16 protein-coding genes and 1 riboswitch are annotated in these 18,056 nt (G+C 71.6%); of the genes, 8 read left to right on the plus strand and 8 right to left on the minus strand.

What is annotated here, in order from left to right:
• The first annotated feature begins 112 nt into the window (after positions 1 to 112).
• From ACRWK8_RS05600 to ACRWK8_RS05610, 3 genes are all read left to right on the plus strand, one after another.
• Positions 113 to 787, plus strand: a complete 675-nt coding sequence (locus tag ACRWK8_RS05600; protein ID WP_431868740.1) for a biliverdin-producing heme oxygenase — start codon at positions 113 to 115, stop codon at positions 785 to 787.
• A gap of 70 nt (positions 788 to 857) precedes the next feature.
• Positions 858 to 1,514: a TetR/AcrR family transcriptional regulator gene (locus tag ACRWK8_RS05605; RefSeq protein ID WP_431868742.1), complete on the plus strand. Its 657-nt coding sequence runs from the start codon at positions 858 to 860 to the stop codon at positions 1,512 to 1,514.
• A 163-nt stretch (positions 1,515 to 1,677) separates the two neighbouring features.
• Complete coding sequence (locus tag ACRWK8_RS05610) at positions 1,678 to 1,932, plus strand: hypothetical protein (protein WP_378737505.1); 255 nt, start codon at positions 1,678 to 1,680, stop codon at positions 1,930 to 1,932.
• A 24-nt stretch (positions 1,933 to 1,956) separates the two neighbouring features.
• Here ACRWK8_RS05610 and ACRWK8_RS05615 read toward each other — a convergent pair whose 3' ends face one another.
• Positions 1,957 to 2,880 (minus strand): 3'-5' exonuclease, encoded by a 924-nt coding sequence (locus ACRWK8_RS05615; RefSeq protein WP_431868744.1) that lies wholly within the window; start codon positions 2,878 to 2,880, stop codon positions 1,957 to 1,959.
• Positions 2,881 to 3,081: 201 nt separating this feature from the next.
• Between ACRWK8_RS05615 and ACRWK8_RS05620 the strand changes: the two genes are divergently transcribed.
• Together ACRWK8_RS05620 and ACRWK8_RS05625 are read left to right on the plus strand one after the other, a co-directional pair.
• The gene (locus ACRWK8_RS05620) at positions 3,082 to 4,044 is read left to right on the plus strand and encodes an asparaginase (RefSeq protein ID WP_431868746.1); all 963 of its coding nucleotides are present in this window, start codon (positions 3,082 to 3,084) and stop codon (positions 4,042 to 4,044) included.
• A 332-nt stretch (positions 4,045 to 4,376) separates the two neighbouring features.
• Positions 4,377 to 5,642: an NAD(P)/FAD-dependent oxidoreductase gene (locus ACRWK8_RS05625; RefSeq protein WP_431868748.1), complete on the plus strand. Its 1,266-nt coding sequence runs from the start codon at positions 4,377 to 4,379 to the stop codon at positions 5,640 to 5,642.
• On the opposite strand, the gene ACRWK8_RS05630 is transcribed toward ACRWK8_RS05625, so the two are convergent.
• The 3 genes from ACRWK8_RS05630 to ACRWK8_RS05640 form a co-directional block, all read right to left on the minus strand.
• The gene (locus tag ACRWK8_RS05630; protein WP_378737513.1) at positions 5,626 to 5,817 is read right to left on the minus strand and encodes a ferredoxin; all 192 of its coding nucleotides are present in this window, start codon (positions 5,815 to 5,817) and stop codon (positions 5,626 to 5,628) included. The genes ACRWK8_RS05625 and ACRWK8_RS05630 overlap by 17 nt on opposite strands.
• Before the next feature lie 157 nt (positions 5,818 to 5,974).
• Positions 5,975 to 6,931: a prolyl aminopeptidase gene (pip, locus tag ACRWK8_RS05635; RefSeq protein WP_378737515.1), complete on the minus strand. Its 957-nt coding sequence runs from the start codon at positions 6,929 to 6,931 to the stop codon at positions 5,975 to 5,977.
• Between the two features lie 31 nt (positions 6,932 to 6,962).
• Complete coding sequence (locus tag ACRWK8_RS05640) at positions 6,963 to 7,865, minus strand: DUF4429 domain-containing protein (RefSeq protein WP_378737517.1); 903 nt, start codon at positions 7,863 to 7,865, stop codon at positions 6,963 to 6,965.
• A 210-nt stretch (positions 7,866 to 8,075) separates the two neighbouring features.
• Here ACRWK8_RS05640 and ACRWK8_RS05645 point away from each other — a divergent pair, with 210 nt between their 5' ends.
• Positions 8,076 to 9,791 carry an AMP-binding protein gene (locus tag ACRWK8_RS05645; protein ID WP_378737519.1) on the plus strand — a complete coding sequence of 572 codons (1,716 nt, stop codon included), beginning with the start codon at positions 8,076 to 8,078 and terminating at the stop codon, positions 9,789 to 9,791.
• A gap of 224 nt (positions 9,792 to 10,015) precedes the next feature.
• Positions 10,016 to 11,077, plus strand: a complete 1,062-nt coding sequence (locus tag ACRWK8_RS05650; RefSeq protein ID WP_431868752.1) for a 3-deoxy-7-phosphoheptulonate synthase — start codon at positions 10,016 to 10,018, stop codon at positions 11,075 to 11,077.
• Positions 11,078 to 11,185: 108 nt separating this feature from the next.
• On the opposite strand, the gene ACRWK8_RS05655 is transcribed toward ACRWK8_RS05650, so the two are convergent.
• The 3 genes from ACRWK8_RS05655 to ACRWK8_RS05665 are packed head-to-tail and all read right to left on the minus strand — an operon-like array spanning position 11,186 to position 15,407.
• Complete coding sequence (locus tag ACRWK8_RS05655) at positions 11,186 to 12,424, minus strand: metal-dependent hydrolase family protein (protein WP_431868754.1); 1,239 nt, start codon at positions 12,422 to 12,424, stop codon at positions 11,186 to 11,188.
• A 56-nt stretch (positions 12,425 to 12,480) separates the two neighbouring features.
• A complete protein-coding gene (locus tag ACRWK8_RS05660) occupies positions 12,481 to 14,094 on the minus strand; it encodes an AbgT family transporter (RefSeq protein WP_431868756.1) in 1,614 nt (537 codons plus the stop codon).
• A gap of 41 nt (positions 14,095 to 14,135) precedes the next feature.
• On the minus strand, positions 14,136 to 15,407 hold the full coding sequence (locus ACRWK8_RS05665; RefSeq protein ID WP_431868758.1) for a metal-dependent hydrolase family protein: 1,272 nt from the start codon (positions 15,405 to 15,407) through the stop codon (positions 14,136 to 14,138).
• Positions 15,408 to 15,602: 195 nt separating this feature from the next.
• Here ACRWK8_RS05665 and ACRWK8_RS05670 point away from each other — a divergent pair, with 195 nt between their 5' ends.
• A complete protein-coding gene (locus tag ACRWK8_RS05670) occupies positions 15,603 to 16,613 on the plus strand; it encodes an Lrp/AsnC family transcriptional regulator (protein WP_431868760.1) in 1,011 nt (336 codons plus the stop codon).
• 197 nt (positions 16,614 to 16,810) lie between these two features.
• On the opposite strand, the gene ACRWK8_RS05675 is transcribed toward ACRWK8_RS05670, so the two are convergent.
• Positions 16,811 to 17,701: a penicillin-binding transpeptidase domain-containing protein gene (locus ACRWK8_RS05675; protein WP_378737531.1), complete on the minus strand. Its 891-nt coding sequence runs from the start codon at positions 17,699 to 17,701 to the stop codon at positions 16,811 to 16,813.
• A 205-nt stretch (positions 17,702 to 17,906) separates the two neighbouring features.
• A riboswitch (glycine riboswitch) is annotated at positions 17,907 to 18,008 on the plus strand.
• Positions 18,009 to 18,056 lie beyond the last annotated feature (48 nt).

Here is an 18,056-nt window from a genome sequence, read left to right on the forward strand (position 1 = left end):
GTGGGCGTTGTGTCACGTTTTTTCTGACACTGTGTCGCATCCATCTTGACAACCAGAACCACCTAAATGACATCATGTCATAAAGATTCCGGAAAGAGAGGTGAAGGTGACCATGAGCGCCACGGCCGAAGCCCCCACCGCGGTCGACCCCACGGCCGAACCGTTCTCCGCGCGGCTGAAGGCCGCCACCTGGAACGACCACGCGGCCGCCGAGCACCACGGCTTCACCAGGGCCCTCACCGAGGGCGAGCTCCCCCTGGACGGCTACACCGCGATGGTCGCCCAGCACTACTTCGCGTACGTCGCCCTGGAGCGCGTCGGCCGCCAGCTCATCGAGGACCCCGTCGCCGGCCGCTTCCACTACCCCGAACTGGAACGCGTCCCCGCTCTGGAGACCGACCTCGCCCACCTGCTCGGCGCCGACTGGCGCGACCACGTCTCCCCCACCCCGGCCACCCGGACCTACGTCGCGCGCATCGAACAGATGGCCGACCACCCCGCGGGGTTCGTCGCGCACCACTACACCCGTTACCTGGGCGACGTCTCCGGCGGGCAGTTCATCCGGCGGATCGCGGCCGGAGCGTACGGCCTCTCGGACGACGCCGGCGTGGCCTTCTACGTCTTCGACGCCCTGGGCAGCCTCCCGAAGTTCCGGGCCGGGTACCGGGCGCGCCTCGACTCCCTGGACCTCGACGAGCGCACCGCCGACCTCCTCGTCCGGGAGACCCGGCTGGCCTACCAACTCAACACCGAGGTGCTCGCGGACCTCGGCAGGCGGCACGCCTGAACCGGACCCGCGCCCCCGGCCGCGCCCGGGGGAACATCCGGCACTCCCCTGGCGTGCCACCATAGGAGTCATGCCCAAGATCACGGCTCCGACCATCGCCGCTCACCGTGCCCGCACACGGGAGCGCATCATGGACGCCGTCGAGCAGCTGACCAGGTCACAGGGGATCGACCGCATCTCCATGACCGACGTGGCCAACGCGGCGGGCATCACCCGCACCGCGCTGTACAACTACTTCCCGGACAAGCCCGCGCTGCTCCTCGCCTTCACCGAGCAGGTCAGCAGCGCGTTCGTCGAGCGCTACAAGCGCGAGCTCCCCTCAGGGGTCTCCGCCGCCCGCCGACTGTCGGCCTTCGTCCGCCTCCAGCTGGAAGGCATCGTCGCGCACCCGCACCCGCCCGCCGCCGAGCTGGGCGCCAGCCTGGGGCCCGACGCCTACCAGGCGCTGGCCGCGCACGTGGCCCCGATGCAGCGCCTGCTCACCGAGATCCTGGAGGAGGGCGCCGCCGCCGGGGAGTTCGACCGCATGCCCGCCGAACGCGTCGCGGGGCTGACCCTGTCCATGGTGGGCTCGCAGCGGCTGCCCCTGGTCAACGGTGAGGTCGACATCGACGGCACCCACTCCCTGGTGACCCGTTTCGTGCTCCGCGCCCTCGGTGTGAGGACCGAAACGGTGGACACGATCCTCCCCTCGAACCATCAGATGGACACACAGAGTTCCGACTGAATCACCCTCAGTCATAAGGGTCAGGTTCTAACTGAAGGGTGGCCGTGAGCGGCCATGGCCCGGCGGCATGAAGCCCTCGGAAGCGGGAACGACCGGCACTGCCCGACCCCCACCCGGGCGTACCCGTCCGACCGCCGCCGAGTTCAGTTAGGCCCTCCTCCTCGTGTCCCTCACGCTGATCGCCTTCGGCGCCGCTTTGGTGTCGCTCGCCCTCTTCAACAAGGTGCCCCGTTTCGTGCCCGGTCGCCTGCCCGATCCACGCTCCGCCGGTGGGGTCGCCACCGCGCAACGCACCGGCACGCCCCCACGGGTGTGCCTGGTCTCCGCGCGGCTGACCGAACAGGGGCGCGCGCTGTTCACCGCGGTGGGCGGGAGCGCGCTGATCGTGGCGTTCTTCCTCAGCCTGTCCGGTCTCTGACCGCACCGGCCCGAAGCGGCCGGTTCAGCGCGCGCGGCCCCGGTGGCCGCCGTGCACTCCGGCCAGACGCAGCAGCAGCCCGCCCGCGGCGGTGGCCGCGATCCTTCCGGTCACCGCCGCTGCCGCGGCCACCCGGCGCCGCAGCCGGGCCCCGCGCCGCGCGGCCGACTCCGCGACCTCCCTGTCGGTGTCACGGAAGGCGCCCCCGCACAGCGCCGCGTCCAGCTCGCTCCGGCGCCAGCGCGCGTTCCAGGTGTTCAGGGGAGCCAGGCCACCGGTCAGAGGCGTGGTCCGGGGCTTCCAGCGCACCGGCTCGTCCGGTGCGTCCTCCGCCGACGACCCGACGGCCCGGAGCAGGCGCGGCTCCGGCCCCGTGTAGCGCAGCTCGCCGGGGGCGTTCGCGATCATCTCCACGAGCAGCCTGGCGCAGGCGCGCGCGTCACCGAGCGCCGTGTGCTGACCGGTGGGCCACTCCCCGCTGAGCAGGTGGGTGGCGCGCGGCAGCGAGTAGCGCGGCAGGTCCAGCTGCGACCGCAGGGCACGCAGCGTGCACAGCCCCGACAGCCCGCGCGGCAGCCCCGCGGGCACCAGCTCCGCGGTGAGGAAGCGTTCCTCGAAGTCCAGGTTGTGACAGACCACCACGGCGCCGGAGAGCAGCTGGGAGACGCGGGGCACGATCGTCTCCACTCGCGGGGCGCCGACGACGTCGCCCTCCCCGATCTCGTGGAACTCCTGTCCCCTGACGGGGGCCCGGGGGTCCACCAGGGTGCTGAACTCCTCCACGAGGGTGCCGTCCCCGCGCACCCTCACCACCGCGATCTCGACCAACCGCGCGCCCTCGCGCGGATCCAGCCCGGTCGTCTCGACGTCGAGTACCGCGTACTCCAGGTCCGCCGCCCGCGTGCCGACCCTTCTCCGGGTCAGTGCGCCCGTCCGCAGCGTTCCCATCGTCTGTCCCTACTCCCTGTGGTCGATCAACGTCGGCTCACGACCCTACTGCCCGTGCCCGACACCGGCCGCCGCACGGGGCGAGGGCCCCACGGACGGCACACCGCCGATCGGGAAGAAGGAGGGGTGTGTGTACGTTTTGACGCGTGCCCGGGAGCAACGGGCACGAACCGCACAGCCTCAACGGCGAGGAGAAGCCGCATGAACCAGTCACCGCTGCCCAGCTACGCCCCCCTGGCCGAGGTCGTCCGGTCCGGGATGCGCGAGGGCGTGCACTACGGAGCGGTGATCGGTCTCTCCGCCGAGGGTGAGATCGCCTTCGCGCGCGGCCCCGTGCACGACCCCATGTTCCCCCGTTCCTCCGCAAAGCCCTTCCAGGCGCTCGCCATGCTGCGTGCGGGCGCCCTGCTGGAGGGCCCCTCCCTGGCGATCGCCGCGGGCAGCCACGGGGGCGAGGAGTTCCACGCCGCCGAGGCGGAGCGCGTCCTGGCCTCCGTGGGACTCACCGCCGACGCCCTCCAGTGCCCGCCCGCCGTCCCCGGCGCGCCCACCGCCCGTCGGGCGTTCGTCGCCGCCGGGCGCGCACCCGAGTCCCGGTACATGAACTGTTCCGGCAAGCACGCGGGCATGCTCGCCGCCTGCGTCGCGCAGGGGTGGAGCACGGACGACTACCTCGACCCCGAGCACCCCCTCCAGCTGCTCGTCCGCGAGGCCACCGAGGACATGTGCGGGGAGAGCGTGGCCCACACCGCCGTCGACGGCTGCGGCGCCCCCCAGCTCGCCGTCACCCTCACCGGCCTGGCCCGGGGCGTCCAGGGGATGCGCCTGTCCCCCGAGGGCACCCACGAGCGCCGGATCATCGAGGCGATGAGCACGCACCCCGAGTACGTCTCCGGCCCCGAACGCGTCGACACCGACCTCATGACGCGGATGCCCGGGCTGGTCTCCAAGATCGGGGCGGACGGCGTCCTCGTGCTCAACGCCCCCACCGGCGAGACCGTCGCGGTCAAGATCAGCGACGGAGACGCGGAGGAGCGATCCCGAGTCGTGGTCGGCCTGACCGCCCTGCGCGCCCTGGGCGTGGACGTCGGCCCGGTGAGCGACCGCCTGACCACACCGGTGAACGGCGGCGGGGCGCGTGTGGGCGAGGTCCGGGCCCTGTAGTTCTGTTTTCTTTGGGCCTCCGCTTCGCTTCGGCCCGTGTTCGGCGGTACCCCTTGGGGCCTCCGCTTCGCTTCGGCCCGTGTTCGGGCGCCCAAGAAGCCAGCTGTTCTTCATCCTCGTCCACGCCTGGCTCGTTCCTCGCTGGCGGCTTGACTCGTCTTGCAGAACCCTGGCGGCGCCCGAACGAGCACCCCCCTTGCGGCAGAGGTGGACGGGCGGGACTCACGGCTGGGGCCAGGACCCGAAGCGGGATTCACGGCTGGCGGCCGGGATCTGATCGACGTGAATGTGACTAGTCTCCGTGACGACGGGACGACTGTAAGGAGAGATCGGTGTCGGACACCCTGAACGAGATCGTCATCGCCGGTGCGGGAATGGCGGGTCTGCATGCCGCCGAGGCCCTGCGGGAGCGGGGGTTCGAGGGGCGTCTGACCCTGGTCGGTGAGGAGGCCCACCGGCCCTACTCGCGGCCTCCGCTGTCCAAGGAGGCCCTGACCGGCGTCGGTCTGGACCCGGCCCACGGCGGCCCCGGCTGGTTGGCCGGGCATCGTGGGCTCCAGTTGCGTGAGGACTCCGTCATCGACGGCCTCGACCTGGACTTCCGCCTCGATACCCGAGTCGTGGGGTTGGACCCGGCGGCACGGGAGGTACGCGTCCAGGGACCCGGCGAGGAGGGTTCGCTGCGCTACGACGGACTGATCGTGGCCACCGGCGCGCGGGCCCGGCGTCCGGACACCGACCTGGCGGGGGTGCACGTCCTGCGCACCCTGGACGACGCCGAGGCGGTCCGGGCGGCCTTCGACTCCGCCGGGCACCTGGTGGTGGTCGGAGCGGGGTTCGTCGGCGCGGAGGTGGCCGCGAGCGCCCGCGCCGTGGGCATGGAGGTCACGCTGATCGAGGCGGCGACCACCCCGCTGACCCGGGTGGTCGACCCCCGGATCGGCGGGATCCTCACCGACCTGCACCGGGAGAACGGCGTGGACGTGCGCCTCGGTGTGGGCGTGAGCGCGTTCGAGGGGCCGGGCCGGGTGGAGCGGGTCCGGTTGGCGGACGGCTCCGCGATCGACGCCTCCCTGGTGGTGGCCGGTGTGGGCGTGCACCTGAACACCGAGTGGTTGCGCGGTTCGGGCGTCGCGTTGTTCGAGGACGGGTCGGTGGTGTGCGACCGGTACTCCGAGACCTCCGTACCGAACGTGTACGCGGTCGGGGATCTCGCCAACTGGCCGCACCCGCGCTACGGCGGCCGGATCCGGCTGGAGCACTGGACCAACGCCAGCGAACAGGGGGAGGCGGCCGCCCGCAACCTGCTCGCCGGATCGGGGCGGACGCCGTTCACCCCGGTGCCCTATTTCTGGTCCGACCAGTACCGGAAGAAGATCCAGCTCCTGGGCCAGGGCGCGCCCGCCGATGAGGTCGCCTTCGTGCACGGGTCACCGGAGGACCGAAAGTTCGTCGCGTTCCTGGGGCGTGGGGGGATGCTCACCGGTGTGCTCGGGCTGCGCTCCACCCCACGCACCATGCGTTACCGCGGCCTGTTGGAGAAGCCCACCACCTGGGACGAGGCCCTCGCCGTGGCGGGGGTCACCCCGTCACGGTGACGGCCTGCTTGGGGCAGGTCCGCTGCGCCCTGAGGACCTTCTCGCGGAGCTCCTCGCCCGGCTCCTCGGTCAGGAGGTACAGGAAGTCGTCGTCCCTGACCTCGAACACCTCGGGGGCGGCGGCCATGCACAGGGCGTTGCTCTCGCACCGGTCGTAGTCGACCTCTACTCGCATCTGGTCCTTCTCTCCTGGGCCGTGGGCCCGTGGGGGTCTGCGGGTGGCAACACCCTAACCACGAACCCACCGGGCGCGACCGCCGTCACGCCCGACGGCACCACCAGTGCCGAACCGCCGCCGAGGGGTCGCGCCCGGGCGGGCGCGACCCCGTCCGCTACTCGGCGAAGCGGTCGGTGGCCTCGATGAGGAGGTCGAGGATGCCGGGCTCGCTGAAGGCGTGCCCCGCGTCGTCGACGATGTGGAAGTCCGCCTCCGGCCAGGCACGGTGCAGGTCATAGGCAGTGCGCACCGGGGTGCACACGTCGTAGCGCCCCTGGATGATCACGCCGGGGATGTGCCGGATGCTCTCGGCGCCCTCGATGAGCTGCTCGGGGGTGAAGAACCCCTTGTTGTGGAAGTAGTGGTTCTCGATCCGGGCGAAGGCCAGGGCGTAGTCCTCGTCCGCGTGGTGTTCGCGCAGCACCGGGTTGGGACGCAGCGTGATCGTCGAGCCCTCCCACACGCTCCACGCGCGGGCCGCCGCCAGGCGCACCTCCCGGTCCGGGGACTCCAGTCGGCGCGCGTAGGCGCTGATCAGGTCGTCCCGCTCCTCCTCCGGGATGGGCTCCAGGTAGGACTCCCACAGGTCCGGGAAGAGGTTCGAGGCGCCCTCCTGGTAGAACCAGCGCAGTTCCTGGTCCCGCAGGGTGAAGATGCCGCGCACGATCAGCTCGGTGACGCGGTCGGGGTGCTTCTGCGCGTAGGCGAGCGCCAGACAGCTGCCCCAGGAGCCACCGAAGACCTGCCAGGCCTCCACACCGATCATCTCGCGCAGGCGCTCGATGTCCTCGACCAACGCCCACGTGGTGTTGGTGGCCAGGTCGGCGTCCATGCGGCTGGCGTGCGGGGTGGACCGTCCGCAGTTGCGCTGGTCGAACAGGAGGATCCGGTACTTCTCCGGGTCGAAGAGCCGTCGGTGGTCGGGGGTGCATCCGCCGCCCGGGCCGCCGTGCAGGAACACCACCGGCTTGCCCGCCGGGTTTCCGCACAGCTCCCAGTAGACGCGGTGTCCGTCACCGACGTCGAGCATGCCCGAGTCGTACGGCTCGATGGGCGGGTACAGGGTGCGCACAGGGTGGCCCTTTCGTGGTGGTGGCTGGGAGTCAGAGCCGGTCGAGGAGCTCGGCCTTCTTGCTGCTGAACTCGCTGTCGGTCAGCAGCCCCTCGGCGTGGAGGCTGCCGAGCTCGCGGATCTTCGCGAAGATCTCGTCGCTGCCCTCGGCCGGGGGCGCCGCCGCCAGTTCGGGGGCGCCCCCCGACGGTTCGTCGGCGTCCTCCTCACCGGCCAGGGCGATGTGGGTGTTGACGGTGGCGGCCATCAACAGGCTCTCCTCGCTGCCCTTGAGGCCGTGGGAGGCCAGCGTGAAGAAGTCGTTCTCCAGACCGGAGGCCTCGGGCATGGTCACCCCGCGCAGCACCACCCGGAGGAAGCCCTCGTCGAAGTCGCGCTGGGGGAACCACTGGAGGGAGTCGATCTCGGAGACGGCGAACTCGCGCGACTTCTCCTGGCCCTTGGCGGTGCTGGCCATCCAGCCGTCCCACACCAGCCGCACCCGTTCGCCGTCGAAGGACGCCGAGCCCTCTCCGGTGCGCGCCTGATAGGGCAGCCCCGCCACCAGGGCCCTGGCGACCTGGGCGAGATCGATCGGGGAGGAGCGGGCCTCCCGGGCGTAACGGGCCGACTCGGTGATGCGGTCGGCGCAGTACTCCGCGACCAGCTCGCGTTCGTGCGGGCCGGTCAGGACCAGGGGCGTGGAGGCCCCGCCGCTGCCGCCGGTCTCCAGCGGGGCGTAGGGGTCGGCTCCCTCCACCAGGCGCAGCCGGAGCCGCCAGCCCTGCTTGCGGTCACCCGGGTCGAACTCCACGTCGTGTACGGCGCTCAGCGGCACGGAGCAGTGGCCCAACGCCTTGAACAGGGCGGGGACCTTACGACCGGTACCGAAACCGATCCGCACCGTCTCCTCGTCGAAGCGCCAGATGGCGTGGTGTCCGTGCAGTTCCTCCATGGCAGACCATCCTAGAGGGGCCGGTGCTGGACGGACATCCCGGATTCCGCGCCCCGGGGCTCCCGATCAGTACCGGGACCGACGCGACCGATGGGTCGGGATGTCCGGTTCCGGGTAGAACCGGGGCACACCTCGTCTGGCCACCCGTCCGGTGGCCGGGAGCCCGTGAGCGGCGCGCTCCGCGTGCCGCCCCCGAACCGGAGGCCTTCGATGTCGCACGAGATGTCCGAGGGGGCACGGGAGTTCCGCGCCGCGCGGGACCTGCTCCTACAGCACCGGGAGGACCAGGAGACGGCCCACCGGGAGTTCACGTGGCCCCGGCCGGAACGGTTCAACTGGGCGCTGGACCACTTCGACCACGTGGCCGCCACCCGCCCCGACCGCACCGCGCTGTGGCTGGTGGAGGCGGACGGCACCGAGACGCACCACACGTACCGCCAGATGTCCGAGCGCTCCAACCAGGTGGCGAACTGGCTGATCGGCCAGGGGGTGCACCCCGGCGACCGGATCATGCTCATGCTCGGCAACCAGGTGGAGCTGTGGGAGACCCTGCTCGCCGCCGTCAAGCTGGGCGCGGTGGTCACGCCGACCGCCACCAACCTGTCCGACGCCGACCTGGTGGACCGGCTGGACCGGGGCGAGGTCGCGCACGTGATCTGCTCGCCCGAGCACACCGAGCGTTTCGAGCTCCTGCGCGGCCACTGGACCCGGATCTGCGTGGGCTACATGGACGGGTGGCTCAGCTACCCGGACTCTGAGCACTCGGGGTTGGACTTCACCCAGCCCCATCCCACCGAACCGGACGACCCCCTGCTGCTGTACTTCACGTCCGGCACCACGGCCCGCCCCAAGCTGGTCACCCACACCCAGAGCTCCTACCCGGTGGGGCACCTGTCCACCATGTACTGGCTGGGGGTACGGCCCGGCGACGTGCACCTGAACGTGTCCGCCCCCGGCTGGGCCAAGCACGCCTACAGCAGCGTGTTCGCGCCGTGGAACGCCGAGGCGACGGTGCTGGTGGTCAACCAGGAGCGGTTCGACCCGGCGACCCTGCTGGACGCGGCGGTACGGTGCGGCGCGCACACGATGTGCGCGCCCCCCACGGTGTGGCGGATGCTGGTCCAGGCCGACCTGGGGGCCTGGAAGGTGCCGCTGCGGGAGGTGGTGGCGGCGGGGGAACCGCTCAACCCGCAGATCGTGGAGTACGTGCGCCAGGCGTGGGGACTCACGGTGCGCGACGGTTTCGGGCAGACCGAGACCACCCTGCTGGTCGGCAACGGGCCCGGCCAGGAGGTGGTCCCGGGATCCATGGGGCGCCCCATGCCCGGCTACGACGTCGTCCTGCTCGACACGGAGACGGAGGAGCCCTCGGACACGGGCGAGATCTGCGTGGACCTGGCCGACCGCCCCGTGGGGGTGATGCGCGGCTACGCCGACGCCTCCGGCTCCACGCGGGACGTGACGCGGCGCGGACTGTACCGCACCGGTGACATCGCCACGCGGGATTCACTCGGTTCCCTTACCTATATCGGCCGAACCGACGACGTGTTCAAGGCCTCGGATTACCGCATCTCACCATTCGAGCTGGAAAGCGTGCTGATCGAGCACGAATACGTGGCCGAGGCCGCCGTGGTGCCCTCACCGGACCCGCTGCGGCTGTCGGTCGCCAAGGCGTACGTGACGCTGGCCGAGGGTGTGGCGGCCGACGCCCTGACCGCCCGCGCCATCCTCGAGTACGCCCGGGAGCGCCTCTCACCCCACAAGAGGGTCCGCCGCCTGGAGTTCACCGACCTGCCCAGGACCTCATCGGGCAAGATCCGCCGGGTCCGCCTGCGCCGTGCCGAGGCCGAGCGCGGCACGGTCGCGGACGGGGTGCGCAACCCGCACGAGTACTGGGAGGAGGACCTCCCGGGCCTGAAGGACTGACGACGCGGGGCCGGTGGTGCCCCCCGCGGAAATGGCGGACGAGCCATTGTGTCTCGCGGGTTGGGACGCCTTCCCGGGAAAGCACCGGTGTGGCCTTTCCCATCCCCGGATTCACCGCCGAATTCCCACCGCGACCGTGTCAGCCCCGTCGGACCGCGCTACGGTCGTGGTGCGGCACGGGCATCTGCCGCCAGGCGATCGACGCGATGGGACCAGGGGAAACGATGACGAGCACCAACGACACACGGGTGGCGAGCTACAAACCGCTCATCGCCCCCCAGGACCTGCTCGCTGAGCTCCCCATGAGCGAGGAGAGCACCGCCCTCGTGGAGAGCTCGCGCGCCGAGGTCAAGCGCGTCCTGGACGGCGGGGACGACCGCCTCCTCGTGGTCGTCGGCCCCTGCTCGGTGCACGACACCGAGTCGGCGCTCGACTACGCGCGTCGCCTGCGCGACCTCGTGCCGTCCGTGAGCGGCGAGCTGTGCGTGGTCATGCGCGTGTACTTCGAGAAGCCGCGCACCACGGTGGGCTGGAAGGGCCTGATCAACGACCCCGGTCTGGACGACACCTACGACGTGCACCGGGGCCTGCGCACCGCGCGTCAGCTCCTGATCGACATCAACGCCCTGGGTCTGCCCGCCGGGACCGAGTTCCTCGACCCGATCACCCCGCAGTACATCGCCGACGTGGTCTCCTGGGGCGCGATCGGCGCCCGCACCACCGAGAGCCAGGTGCACCGCCAGCTCAGCAGCGGTCTGAGCACCCCCGTCGGCTTCAAGAACGGCACCGACGGCGACGTGCAGGTGGCGGTGGACGCCGTGGGCGCGGCCGCCGCCTCCCACACGTTCTTCGGTGTGGACCCGGCCGGCGCCGGTTCGGTCGTGGTCACCGACGGCAACCCGGACTGCCACGTGATCCTGCGCGGTGGACGTGGCGGCCCCAACCACGACCCCGCGTCGGTCGCCTCGGCCCTGGACGTGCTGGAGGGCTCCAAGCTGCCGCGTCGCCTGATGATCGACGCCAGCCACGCCAACAGCGGCAAGGACCACATCCGCCAGGCGGGTGTGGCCCGGGTGATCGCCGCGCAGGTGGCCGAGGGCCAGAGGGGCATCGTCGGCGTCATGCTGGAGAGCTTCATCGAGGAGGGCGCCCAGAAGCTGGGTGACCCGTCCCAGCTCACCTACGGCCAGTCCATCACCGACAAGTGCATGAGCTGGGAGACCACGGAGGGCGTGCTGGAGAACCTGGCCGAGGCGGTCCGCCAGCGCCGCAAGAACGCCGCCTGAGTCCCGGCGCACGCGGGGCCCGGCACGAGGACGGCGTGCCGGGCCCTTGACGTCGGCCCGGGTTCCCCGACCGTGTCGGGGGACCCGGGCCGGACGGGAACCCGGGGGTCAGCCCCGGGTGTCCTTGACGACCTCACCGCCCTGGACGACCAGCACCACGCGGGAGCGGTCGCCCAACAGCGCGACGTCGGCGAGGGGGTCGCCCTCGCACACCACGAGGTCGGCGAGCTTGCCGGCCTCGACCGTGCCGGTCCGGTCGGCGGTGCCCACGAGTTCGGCGGCGTTGCGCGTACCCGCCTGGATCGCCTCCATCGGTGACAGCCCCACGGACACCAGCTGGGCGAGTTCGCGCAGGTTGCGGCCGTGCTCGGAGATGCCCGCGTCGGTACCCATCGCGACCCGCACCCCCCGGCTGACCGCGTGGGAGATCCTGCGGTAGGTCTCCTCCGCCAGCGCCCGCTTCGTGTCGACCGCCTTCCGGGTCATCAGGTGGACCCGGTCCTCGAAGTCGAACGTGGTCAGGGTCGGCACGAGGAAGGTGCCGCGTTCCAGCATGAGGTCGATGCCCTCGTCGTCGATCAGGTAGCCGTGCTCGACGCTGGCGACCCCGCCGCGCACCGCGTTCCTGATCCCCGCCGCGCCCTGGGCGTGCGCCGCGACCGGACGTCCGCCGTGCCTGGCGGTCTCGGCCACGATCACGGCGATCTCCTCCTCCGTGATCCCCTCGTCGGTGGGCCCGTCCGAGGGGCTGGAGAGCCCGCCGGTGGCACACACCTTGATGACGTCCGCACCGTCCCGGACCAGCCTGCGGGTGGCCACCCGGACCTCCTGTGGGGAGTCCGCGATCTCGGCGGCGGTGTGCTCGCAGTCGTGCGGGTTGGCGCCGGAGGGCAGTGTGAAGTCGGCGTGCCCGCCGGTGTGGCTCATCAGGCGCAGCGCCATGCTCAGGCGCGGTCCGCGGATCAGGCCGCGTTCCTGCGCGACACGGAATCCGGCGTCGGCTCCGCCGAGGTCCCGGGCTCCGGTGACGCCCGCCTCCAGGGTGATCCGCATCCGCTCGACGGACTCGAGGGCGTGCAGGCTGCGGGAGACGGACGCGTTGTTGGTGGCCAGCGCGCGACCGTCGGAGAACCCGAAGTGCACGTGGGTGTCGATGAACCCGGGGAGCAGGGTGCGGCCGCCCAGGTGTTCCACGGTCTCCCCGGGGCGGGGCGCGGGGGCGTCGGCGGCGGGTCCGGCGTAGGCGATCAGTCCGTCCTCGACCACGACGGCGGCGTCGGTGACGGGCGCGGCCCCGGTGCCGTCGATGAGGGTGAGGTCCCGGTAGAGGGTCCTGGCACGGGTCATGGCGGTCTCCTTGCGTCGGTGTGCGTGCGGGGGCGGGCCCGTCCCGGGCCCGCGGACTACAGCTGCGGGTACATGCCGGGGCCGATCGGCAGGCCCCCGAAGAAGAACACGGCGAAGACGGCGACCCACATGACCAGGAAGACCAGGGAGAAGGGCAGGCAGCGCGCGATCACGGTGCCGATGCCCGCCCTGGGCTCGTAGGACTTGAGGAAGCCGAGGACGATGATCACGTACGGGTTGAGCGGCGAGAGCACGCTGGAGGTGGAGTCACCGATCCGGTAGGCCGCCTGGACGAACCCGGGCTCGTAGCCGAGCAGGGCGAACATCGGGACGAAGACCACCGCGAACAGGGCCCACTGCGCGGAGCCGGAGATGATGAAGAAGTTGATCAGCCAGGCCAGCAGGATGAAGCAGAGGACGGCCCCGAACCCGGTGAACCCGGTGGACTCCAGGGCCTCCGCGCCCTTGATCGCGATCCACGTGGACAGGCCGGTCCAGTTGAACAGCTCCAGGAACTGCGCCATCACGAAGGCCAGGACGATGAAGCCGGACATCTCCTTGACGGTGTGCCCCATCATCCGCGCCACGTCGGCCCCGCCCCGGATCGCCCGGGTGGCCACGCCGTAGGCCACGCCGGGCACGGCCAGGGTCAGGAAGACGAGGAAGACCACGGAGCTGAGCAGCGGGGACTCGGGCAGGAACGTGCCGTCCCCGTTGCGCATGGGTGCCCCCGGCGGAAGGGTGACCAGCAGGACCGCGACGACCGTGAGCACCAGGGCGGCCCCGGCCCAGCGCAGCCCGCCGCGCTCGCTCGGGGTGAGCTCGGCGTCCATCTTGAGGTCGGGGCGCTCCTCGGCGGTCCCGTTCGCGATGGTCCCGTCCTCCGTGCCGGTCTGCTCGCGGCTGACCCCGCGCCGTTCGAGGGCGGGTTCGAGGACGCGGTCGATGAGAAGACCGGCCACGACGCTGAGCACGATCGCGATCGTGAAGGTGAGGAAGTGGTTGGAGATCGGGCTGACGTGGGTGGTGCCCAGGCCCTCGACCGACGCGGCGGCGGTGTTGGTGATGCCGGACAGCAGCGCGTCGGTGCTGGTGATGAAGGGGCTGCAGCTGAACGCGGCCATGGCGGCGGCGAAGGAGCCGAGCAGACCGGCGACGGGATGGCGTCCGGCCGCCTTGAAGACCATCGCGGCCAGCGGCGGGATGACCACCATCGCGGCGTCGCTCATGATGCTGCCGGAGACCGCGACCAGGGCGGCCACGTACGGCAGCAGCCACTGCGGGGCCCCGCTGAAGGCCCGGCGGACGAGGGTGTTGAGCAGCCCGGTCCGCTGGGCGATGCCGACGCCCAGGAGGATGGTCAGCACCACGCCCAGGGGCGGGAACCCGATGAAGTTGGGGACGAGGTTGGTGGTGAGCCAGGTGAGTCCCTCAGTGGTGAAGAAGCCCTGGACCCGCTGGGCGCCGTCCTCGCTGCCGGGCACCTCGTAGGTGGCGCCCAGCGCGGACAGGACGGAGGACGCGACGGCGACGAACGCGAAGAGCAGCAGGAAGAGGACGAACGGGTCGGGGATCCTGTTGCCGAGGCGCTCGATGCCGTCGAGGGAGCGGGTGAGGAAGCCGGGGCGCGTCTCGACGGCGCCGCCCCGCTGGGAGCGTGGGGTGCTCATGGGTCACCTCTGGGATGAAGGGGTCGGGGAGGGTCCCGGGGTCAGTTCGCCGTGCCCGGCCGCGTGCCGGTGGTGTCCTTGTGGACCGCGCCGTCCTTGATGACCACGGTGACGTTGTCGGGGTCACCGGGCAGGCTGATGTCCGCGAGGGGGTCGCCGGAGCAGACGACGACGTCGGCGCGCTTGCCGGGTTCGAGGGTGCCGATCTCCTCGCTCAGGCCGAGGAGGTCGGCGGCGTCGCGGGTACCGGCGAGCAGGGCGCCCATGGGGCTCATGCCGTGCTCCACCAGAAGGGCGAGTTCGCGCAGGTTGCGGCCGTGCGGGCAGATACCTGAGTCCGTGCCGAGGGCCACGCGGACCCCGGCCCGGACGGCGGCGGTGATGTTCTCGCCGAGGTGTTCCTGGAGCCTGAGCTTCTTGGCGACCGCGTAGTCGGCCGACTTCGCGGGGTCGGGCGGGGTGGTGGCGGTGGACAGGGTGGGCACCAGGTAGGCGCCGTTCTCCAGCATGAGTTCGATGCCGAGCTCGTCGATCTCGTAGCCGTGCTCCACACTGGTGACCCCGGCGGTGAGGGCGTTGCGGATACTGCGGGCGCTCTGCGCGTGCGCGGCCACGGGGATGTCGTGGCTGGCGGCCTCGCGCACGATCGCGGACATCTCCTCGACGTTGAGGCCGTCGTGCCAGGGGGTGTCCTGGGGGCTCCACACACCGCCGCTGGCCATCACCTTGATGACCCCGGCACCCTTGCGCATCACCTCGCGGGTGGCGCGCAGGGCCTCGGCGGGGCCGTCGGTGTTGATCGAGACGGCCCCGTCCGGGCCCAGGACCGTGCCGTAGTCGAAGCCGCAGCACGTGCGGAAGTCGCCGTGGCCGCCGGTGGGGCCGAGCGCCCGGTAGGCGGTCGTGACGCGCGGCCCGGCGACGATGCCCTCCTCGACCGCGCGGACCACGGCCTGGTCGAGTCCGGCCAGGTCGCGGACGCTGGTGACCCCCGCGTCGAGGGTGGCCCGCAGGCGCGGGATGGCGGTGAAGTAGCCGTAGTGCGGGGGCTGGTCGATCAGGTCGGCGGGGTTCATGCCGTCGCCGGACATGGTCATGTGCACGTGGGTGTCGACGAAGCCGGGCAGGATCGTGCCCCCGGCCGCGTCGACCTCCTCGTGGGGTTCGCCGACGTGCGGCGCCTGGTCGGCGGGGCCGATCCAGTCGATCCGTCCGTCACGCAGGACCAGCGCCCAGTCGTGGCGGGGGCCCTCTCCGGTCCCGTCGATCACGGTTCCGTTGCGGACCACGAGGGTCCTGACAGCCGAGGTCATCGACGCCACCTTTCTCCCCGCACCCGCTCCCGGCGCCGCGACGCGGCCGCCCGGACGCGACGGTGCGCACCCAACCGAGGACTCGCAGCTCAGGGCCGCGCTTCTGATCTTGCGGAAACCTACGTGGATGCTCCGGTAGCCTGCGGAAATCGCCGGATACCGCTATCGAGGAGGTGGATCCTGCCGGAATCGAGCATGCCCAACGAGTTCGACCTGACCCTGATCAACGCGCTCCAGCTCGCCCCCAGAGCCACCTGGGCGGAGCTGGGACCGGTGCTGGACGCGGACCCCACCACGCTCGCCCGACGCTGGAGGAGGTTGGAGGAGGAGGGTCTGGCCCGTATAGCCGCGTTCCCCCGTCGCCGGGTGATGGCACGGCGGCACCTCAGCTACGTGGAGCTGAGCTGCCGCAACGGATCGGTCGAACGGGTCGCGGCGGCGCTGGCCGAGGACCGCGACACCCTGAGCATCCAGTTCGTGGCCGGTTCCCACCAGCTCATGCTCACCGTGGTGCCCGGCGCGGGTCTGGCGGACTACCTGCTCAACTGGGTGGGCGGCATCCCGGACGTGGTCTCCTACCGGGTGCACGTCGTCACGGAGGTCCCTCGGGAGGCCTACCTGTGGCAGGTCCGCGCCCTGTCGCCCGCGCAACGTCGTCGGCTGCGCGCCCTCGCCCCCACCCTGCGTGACCCTGTGGGCGACGAACGCGTCACCGAGCTCGACCAGGAGATCGTGGACCTGCTGTGCCGGGACGCCCGGCTGGGCTACCAGGCCATCGCGGACCGGCTGGACGTCGCGCCCACCACCGCCGCACGGCGGATCAACCGGCTCCTGCGCGACGGCCTCCTCGGGCTGCGCTGCGACATCTCCCGAGCGCACATGGGGTGGCCGAGCGCCGCCACCCTGTGGGGCACCGTGGACCCGAGCGTGCTGGACGCCGTTCCCGATCTGGGGGAGCGCATCCCCGAGGTGCGTCTGTGCACGACCATCGCGGGTCCGGAGAACACGCTGTTCATCCTGTGGCTGCGCGACGCCCCCGACCTCACCCGGGTGGAGCGCAGGTTGCTGGAGGAGCTGCCGGGACTGCGCATCGCGGACCGTCGGATGACGCTGCGCACGTTCAAGTTCATGGGCGGGGTGACCGACGCCTACCAGCGCTTCGTGCGGTCCGTCCCGGTCCAGCTCCGGTCCCCGGGCGACCCGTAGGTTCGGGGCGGGAGAGCGGGGACACCTGTCCCCCGGATCGGCGCCCTCCGCCGACCCGGCCGCACGCCACGATCCCTCTCCCGCGAGAACGGTCGAGGCGTCCCCCCGACCCCTCGGGACGTCTGGTCGTCTCACGGGCCGAAAGGACCCGAGAAGCGATGTCGCCCCCGGCGGCCCCGGGCAGCCCCTCGGCGTTCCTAGGCGGCCGGGAGGACGTCCAGGGCGACCAGGAGCTCACGGCCCAGCGACTCGCGCAGGTCGGCGTCCTCCTGGTCCTCGACCTCCAGACGGAGCGCGAAGGTGTGCAGGTCGGAGCCCTGCTCGACCCAGCCCACCCACCAGCCGGGCACCGGGTCCACGTCGACGCCCAGGCCGGTCCGGCCGAAGAGCTGGTGGTGCGGTCCCTCCTCGACCAGGAGCAGGTCGCGCAGCGCGCGCTGGTGCTGGACGTCCACGGGCAGTTCCTCGCGGGCGAGTTCCGCGACGAAGGTGGCCTGCTCCAGCGCGGAGATCTCCAGGGGGCCCTCCAGCCAGAAGCGGTCCGTAGCCCCTTCCTCGCCCACGTTCCGGTTGCCGTAGTCGAACCGGTCCACCCAGGTGGACATCCGGTCGTACCCGATCCGGTCCGCGACCTCCTGGTGCACCGGGACGTCGGAGGTGGGCAGGGCCTCACGCAGGCTCAGCTCGTCGCCGGACTCCGGGGAGATCACCTCGTCCACGTCGGACACCTCGCCGGTCTGGAGGGCGATCAGCGTGTTCGGCAGCTTGAAGGTGGACGCGGGCACGGCGCGCTCGTCCGCCTGGTCCGGGTTCACGACGACGGCGGACCGGTCACCGGCGTCGAAGAGCACGAACGTCCCCTTCACCCCGGCCTCGGCGAAGACCGCCTCCAGGTCCTCACGCTCCACGGTCTGCACGTCGCCCAGCTGTACGGGGTTGCCGACGGTGCCCTGGGCGGGCTCCGTGTCGTCGGTCGCCGCGCAGGCGACCCCGCCGAACAGGGTGAGGGCACAACCCGCCGCTCCGAGGGCGAAACGGCCGGGGGCGTGCCCCGGCCTCCCGGGAGCGTGTTCGGTGTCGGTACGCACTCGTCTCCTCCACAGGGCTGTCCGAAGGAACGTCCACCCACAAAGCTAGGGCATGCACGGTGGTCACACACCACGCTTCGTGACCTCGGCGGACCGTGTCGCGAAGGTCGTCCCGGCCTGTCGGAGCCGGGGTGGCGCGGTCGTCCACAACCGCCCGGGCAGTCTTGGGCGCCCCAGTTCTCCGCTGCTAGGCTGAGTGTGTTGCTGACCCCGTACGGGAGAGTGTCCGCGTATCCAGCGTGGGCCGCCGAAGGAGCAATCCCTCCCCGAAGACAACCTCTCAGGCACAGCGGACCGTACGGGCGAGACCACTCTGGAAAGCAGGGACGCGTTCCCTCGCCGAAGGTGCAAACCA

The sequence above is a fragment of the Nocardiopsis eucommiae genome (assembly GCF_965344335.1).
Lineage (GTDB): Bacteria > Actinomycetota > Actinomycetes > Streptosporangiales > Streptosporangiaceae > Nocardiopsis > Nocardiopsis eucommiae.

Excerpts from the sequence above, each read along its gene's own strand:
- ACRWK8_RS05655 (WP_431868754.1), bottom strand. The coding sequence starts at position 12,424 with ATGACCCGTGCCAGGACCCTCTACCGGGACCTCACCCTCATCGACGGC.
- ACRWK8_RS05630 (WP_378737513.1), bottom strand. The coding sequence starts at position 5,817 with ATGCGAGTAGAGGTCGACTACGACCGGTGCGAGAGCAACGCCCTGTGC.
- ACRWK8_RS05650 (WP_431868752.1), top strand. The coding sequence starts at position 10,016 with ATGACGAGCACCAACGACACACGGGTGGCGAGCTACAAACCGCTCATC.
- ACRWK8_RS05665 (WP_431868758.1), bottom strand. The coding sequence starts at position 15,407 with ATGACCTCGGCTGTCAGGACCCTCGTGGTCCGCAACGGAACCGTGATC.
- ACRWK8_RS05600 (WP_431868740.1), top strand. The coding sequence starts at position 113 with ATGAGCGCCACGGCCGAAGCCCCCACCGCGGTCGACCCCACGGCCGAA.
- ACRWK8_RS05660 (WP_431868756.1), bottom strand. The coding sequence starts at position 14,094 with ATGAGCACCCCACGCTCCCAGCGGGGCGGCGCCGTCGAGACGCGCCCC.
- ACRWK8_RS05620 (WP_431868746.1), top strand. The coding sequence starts at position 3,082 with ATGAACCAGTCACCGCTGCCCAGCTACGCCCCCCTGGCCGAGGTCGTC.
- ACRWK8_RS05645 (WP_378737519.1), top strand. The coding sequence starts at position 8,076 with ATGTCGCACGAGATGTCCGAGGGGGCACGGGAGTTCCGCGCCGCGCGG.
- ACRWK8_RS05640 (WP_378737517.1), bottom strand. The coding sequence starts at position 7,865 with ATGGAGGAACTGCACGGACACCACGCCATCTGGCGCTTCGACGAGGAG.
- ACRWK8_RS05615 (WP_431868744.1), bottom strand. The coding sequence starts at position 2,880 with ATGGGAACGCTGCGGACGGGCGCACTGACCCGGAGAAGGGTCGGCACG.
- ACRWK8_RS05670 (WP_431868760.1), top strand. The coding sequence starts at position 15,603 with ATGCCCAACGAGTTCGACCTGACCCTGATCAACGCGCTCCAGCTCGCC.
- ACRWK8_RS05605 (WP_431868742.1), top strand. The coding sequence starts at position 858 with ATGCCCAAGATCACGGCTCCGACCATCGCCGCTCACCGTGCCCGCACA.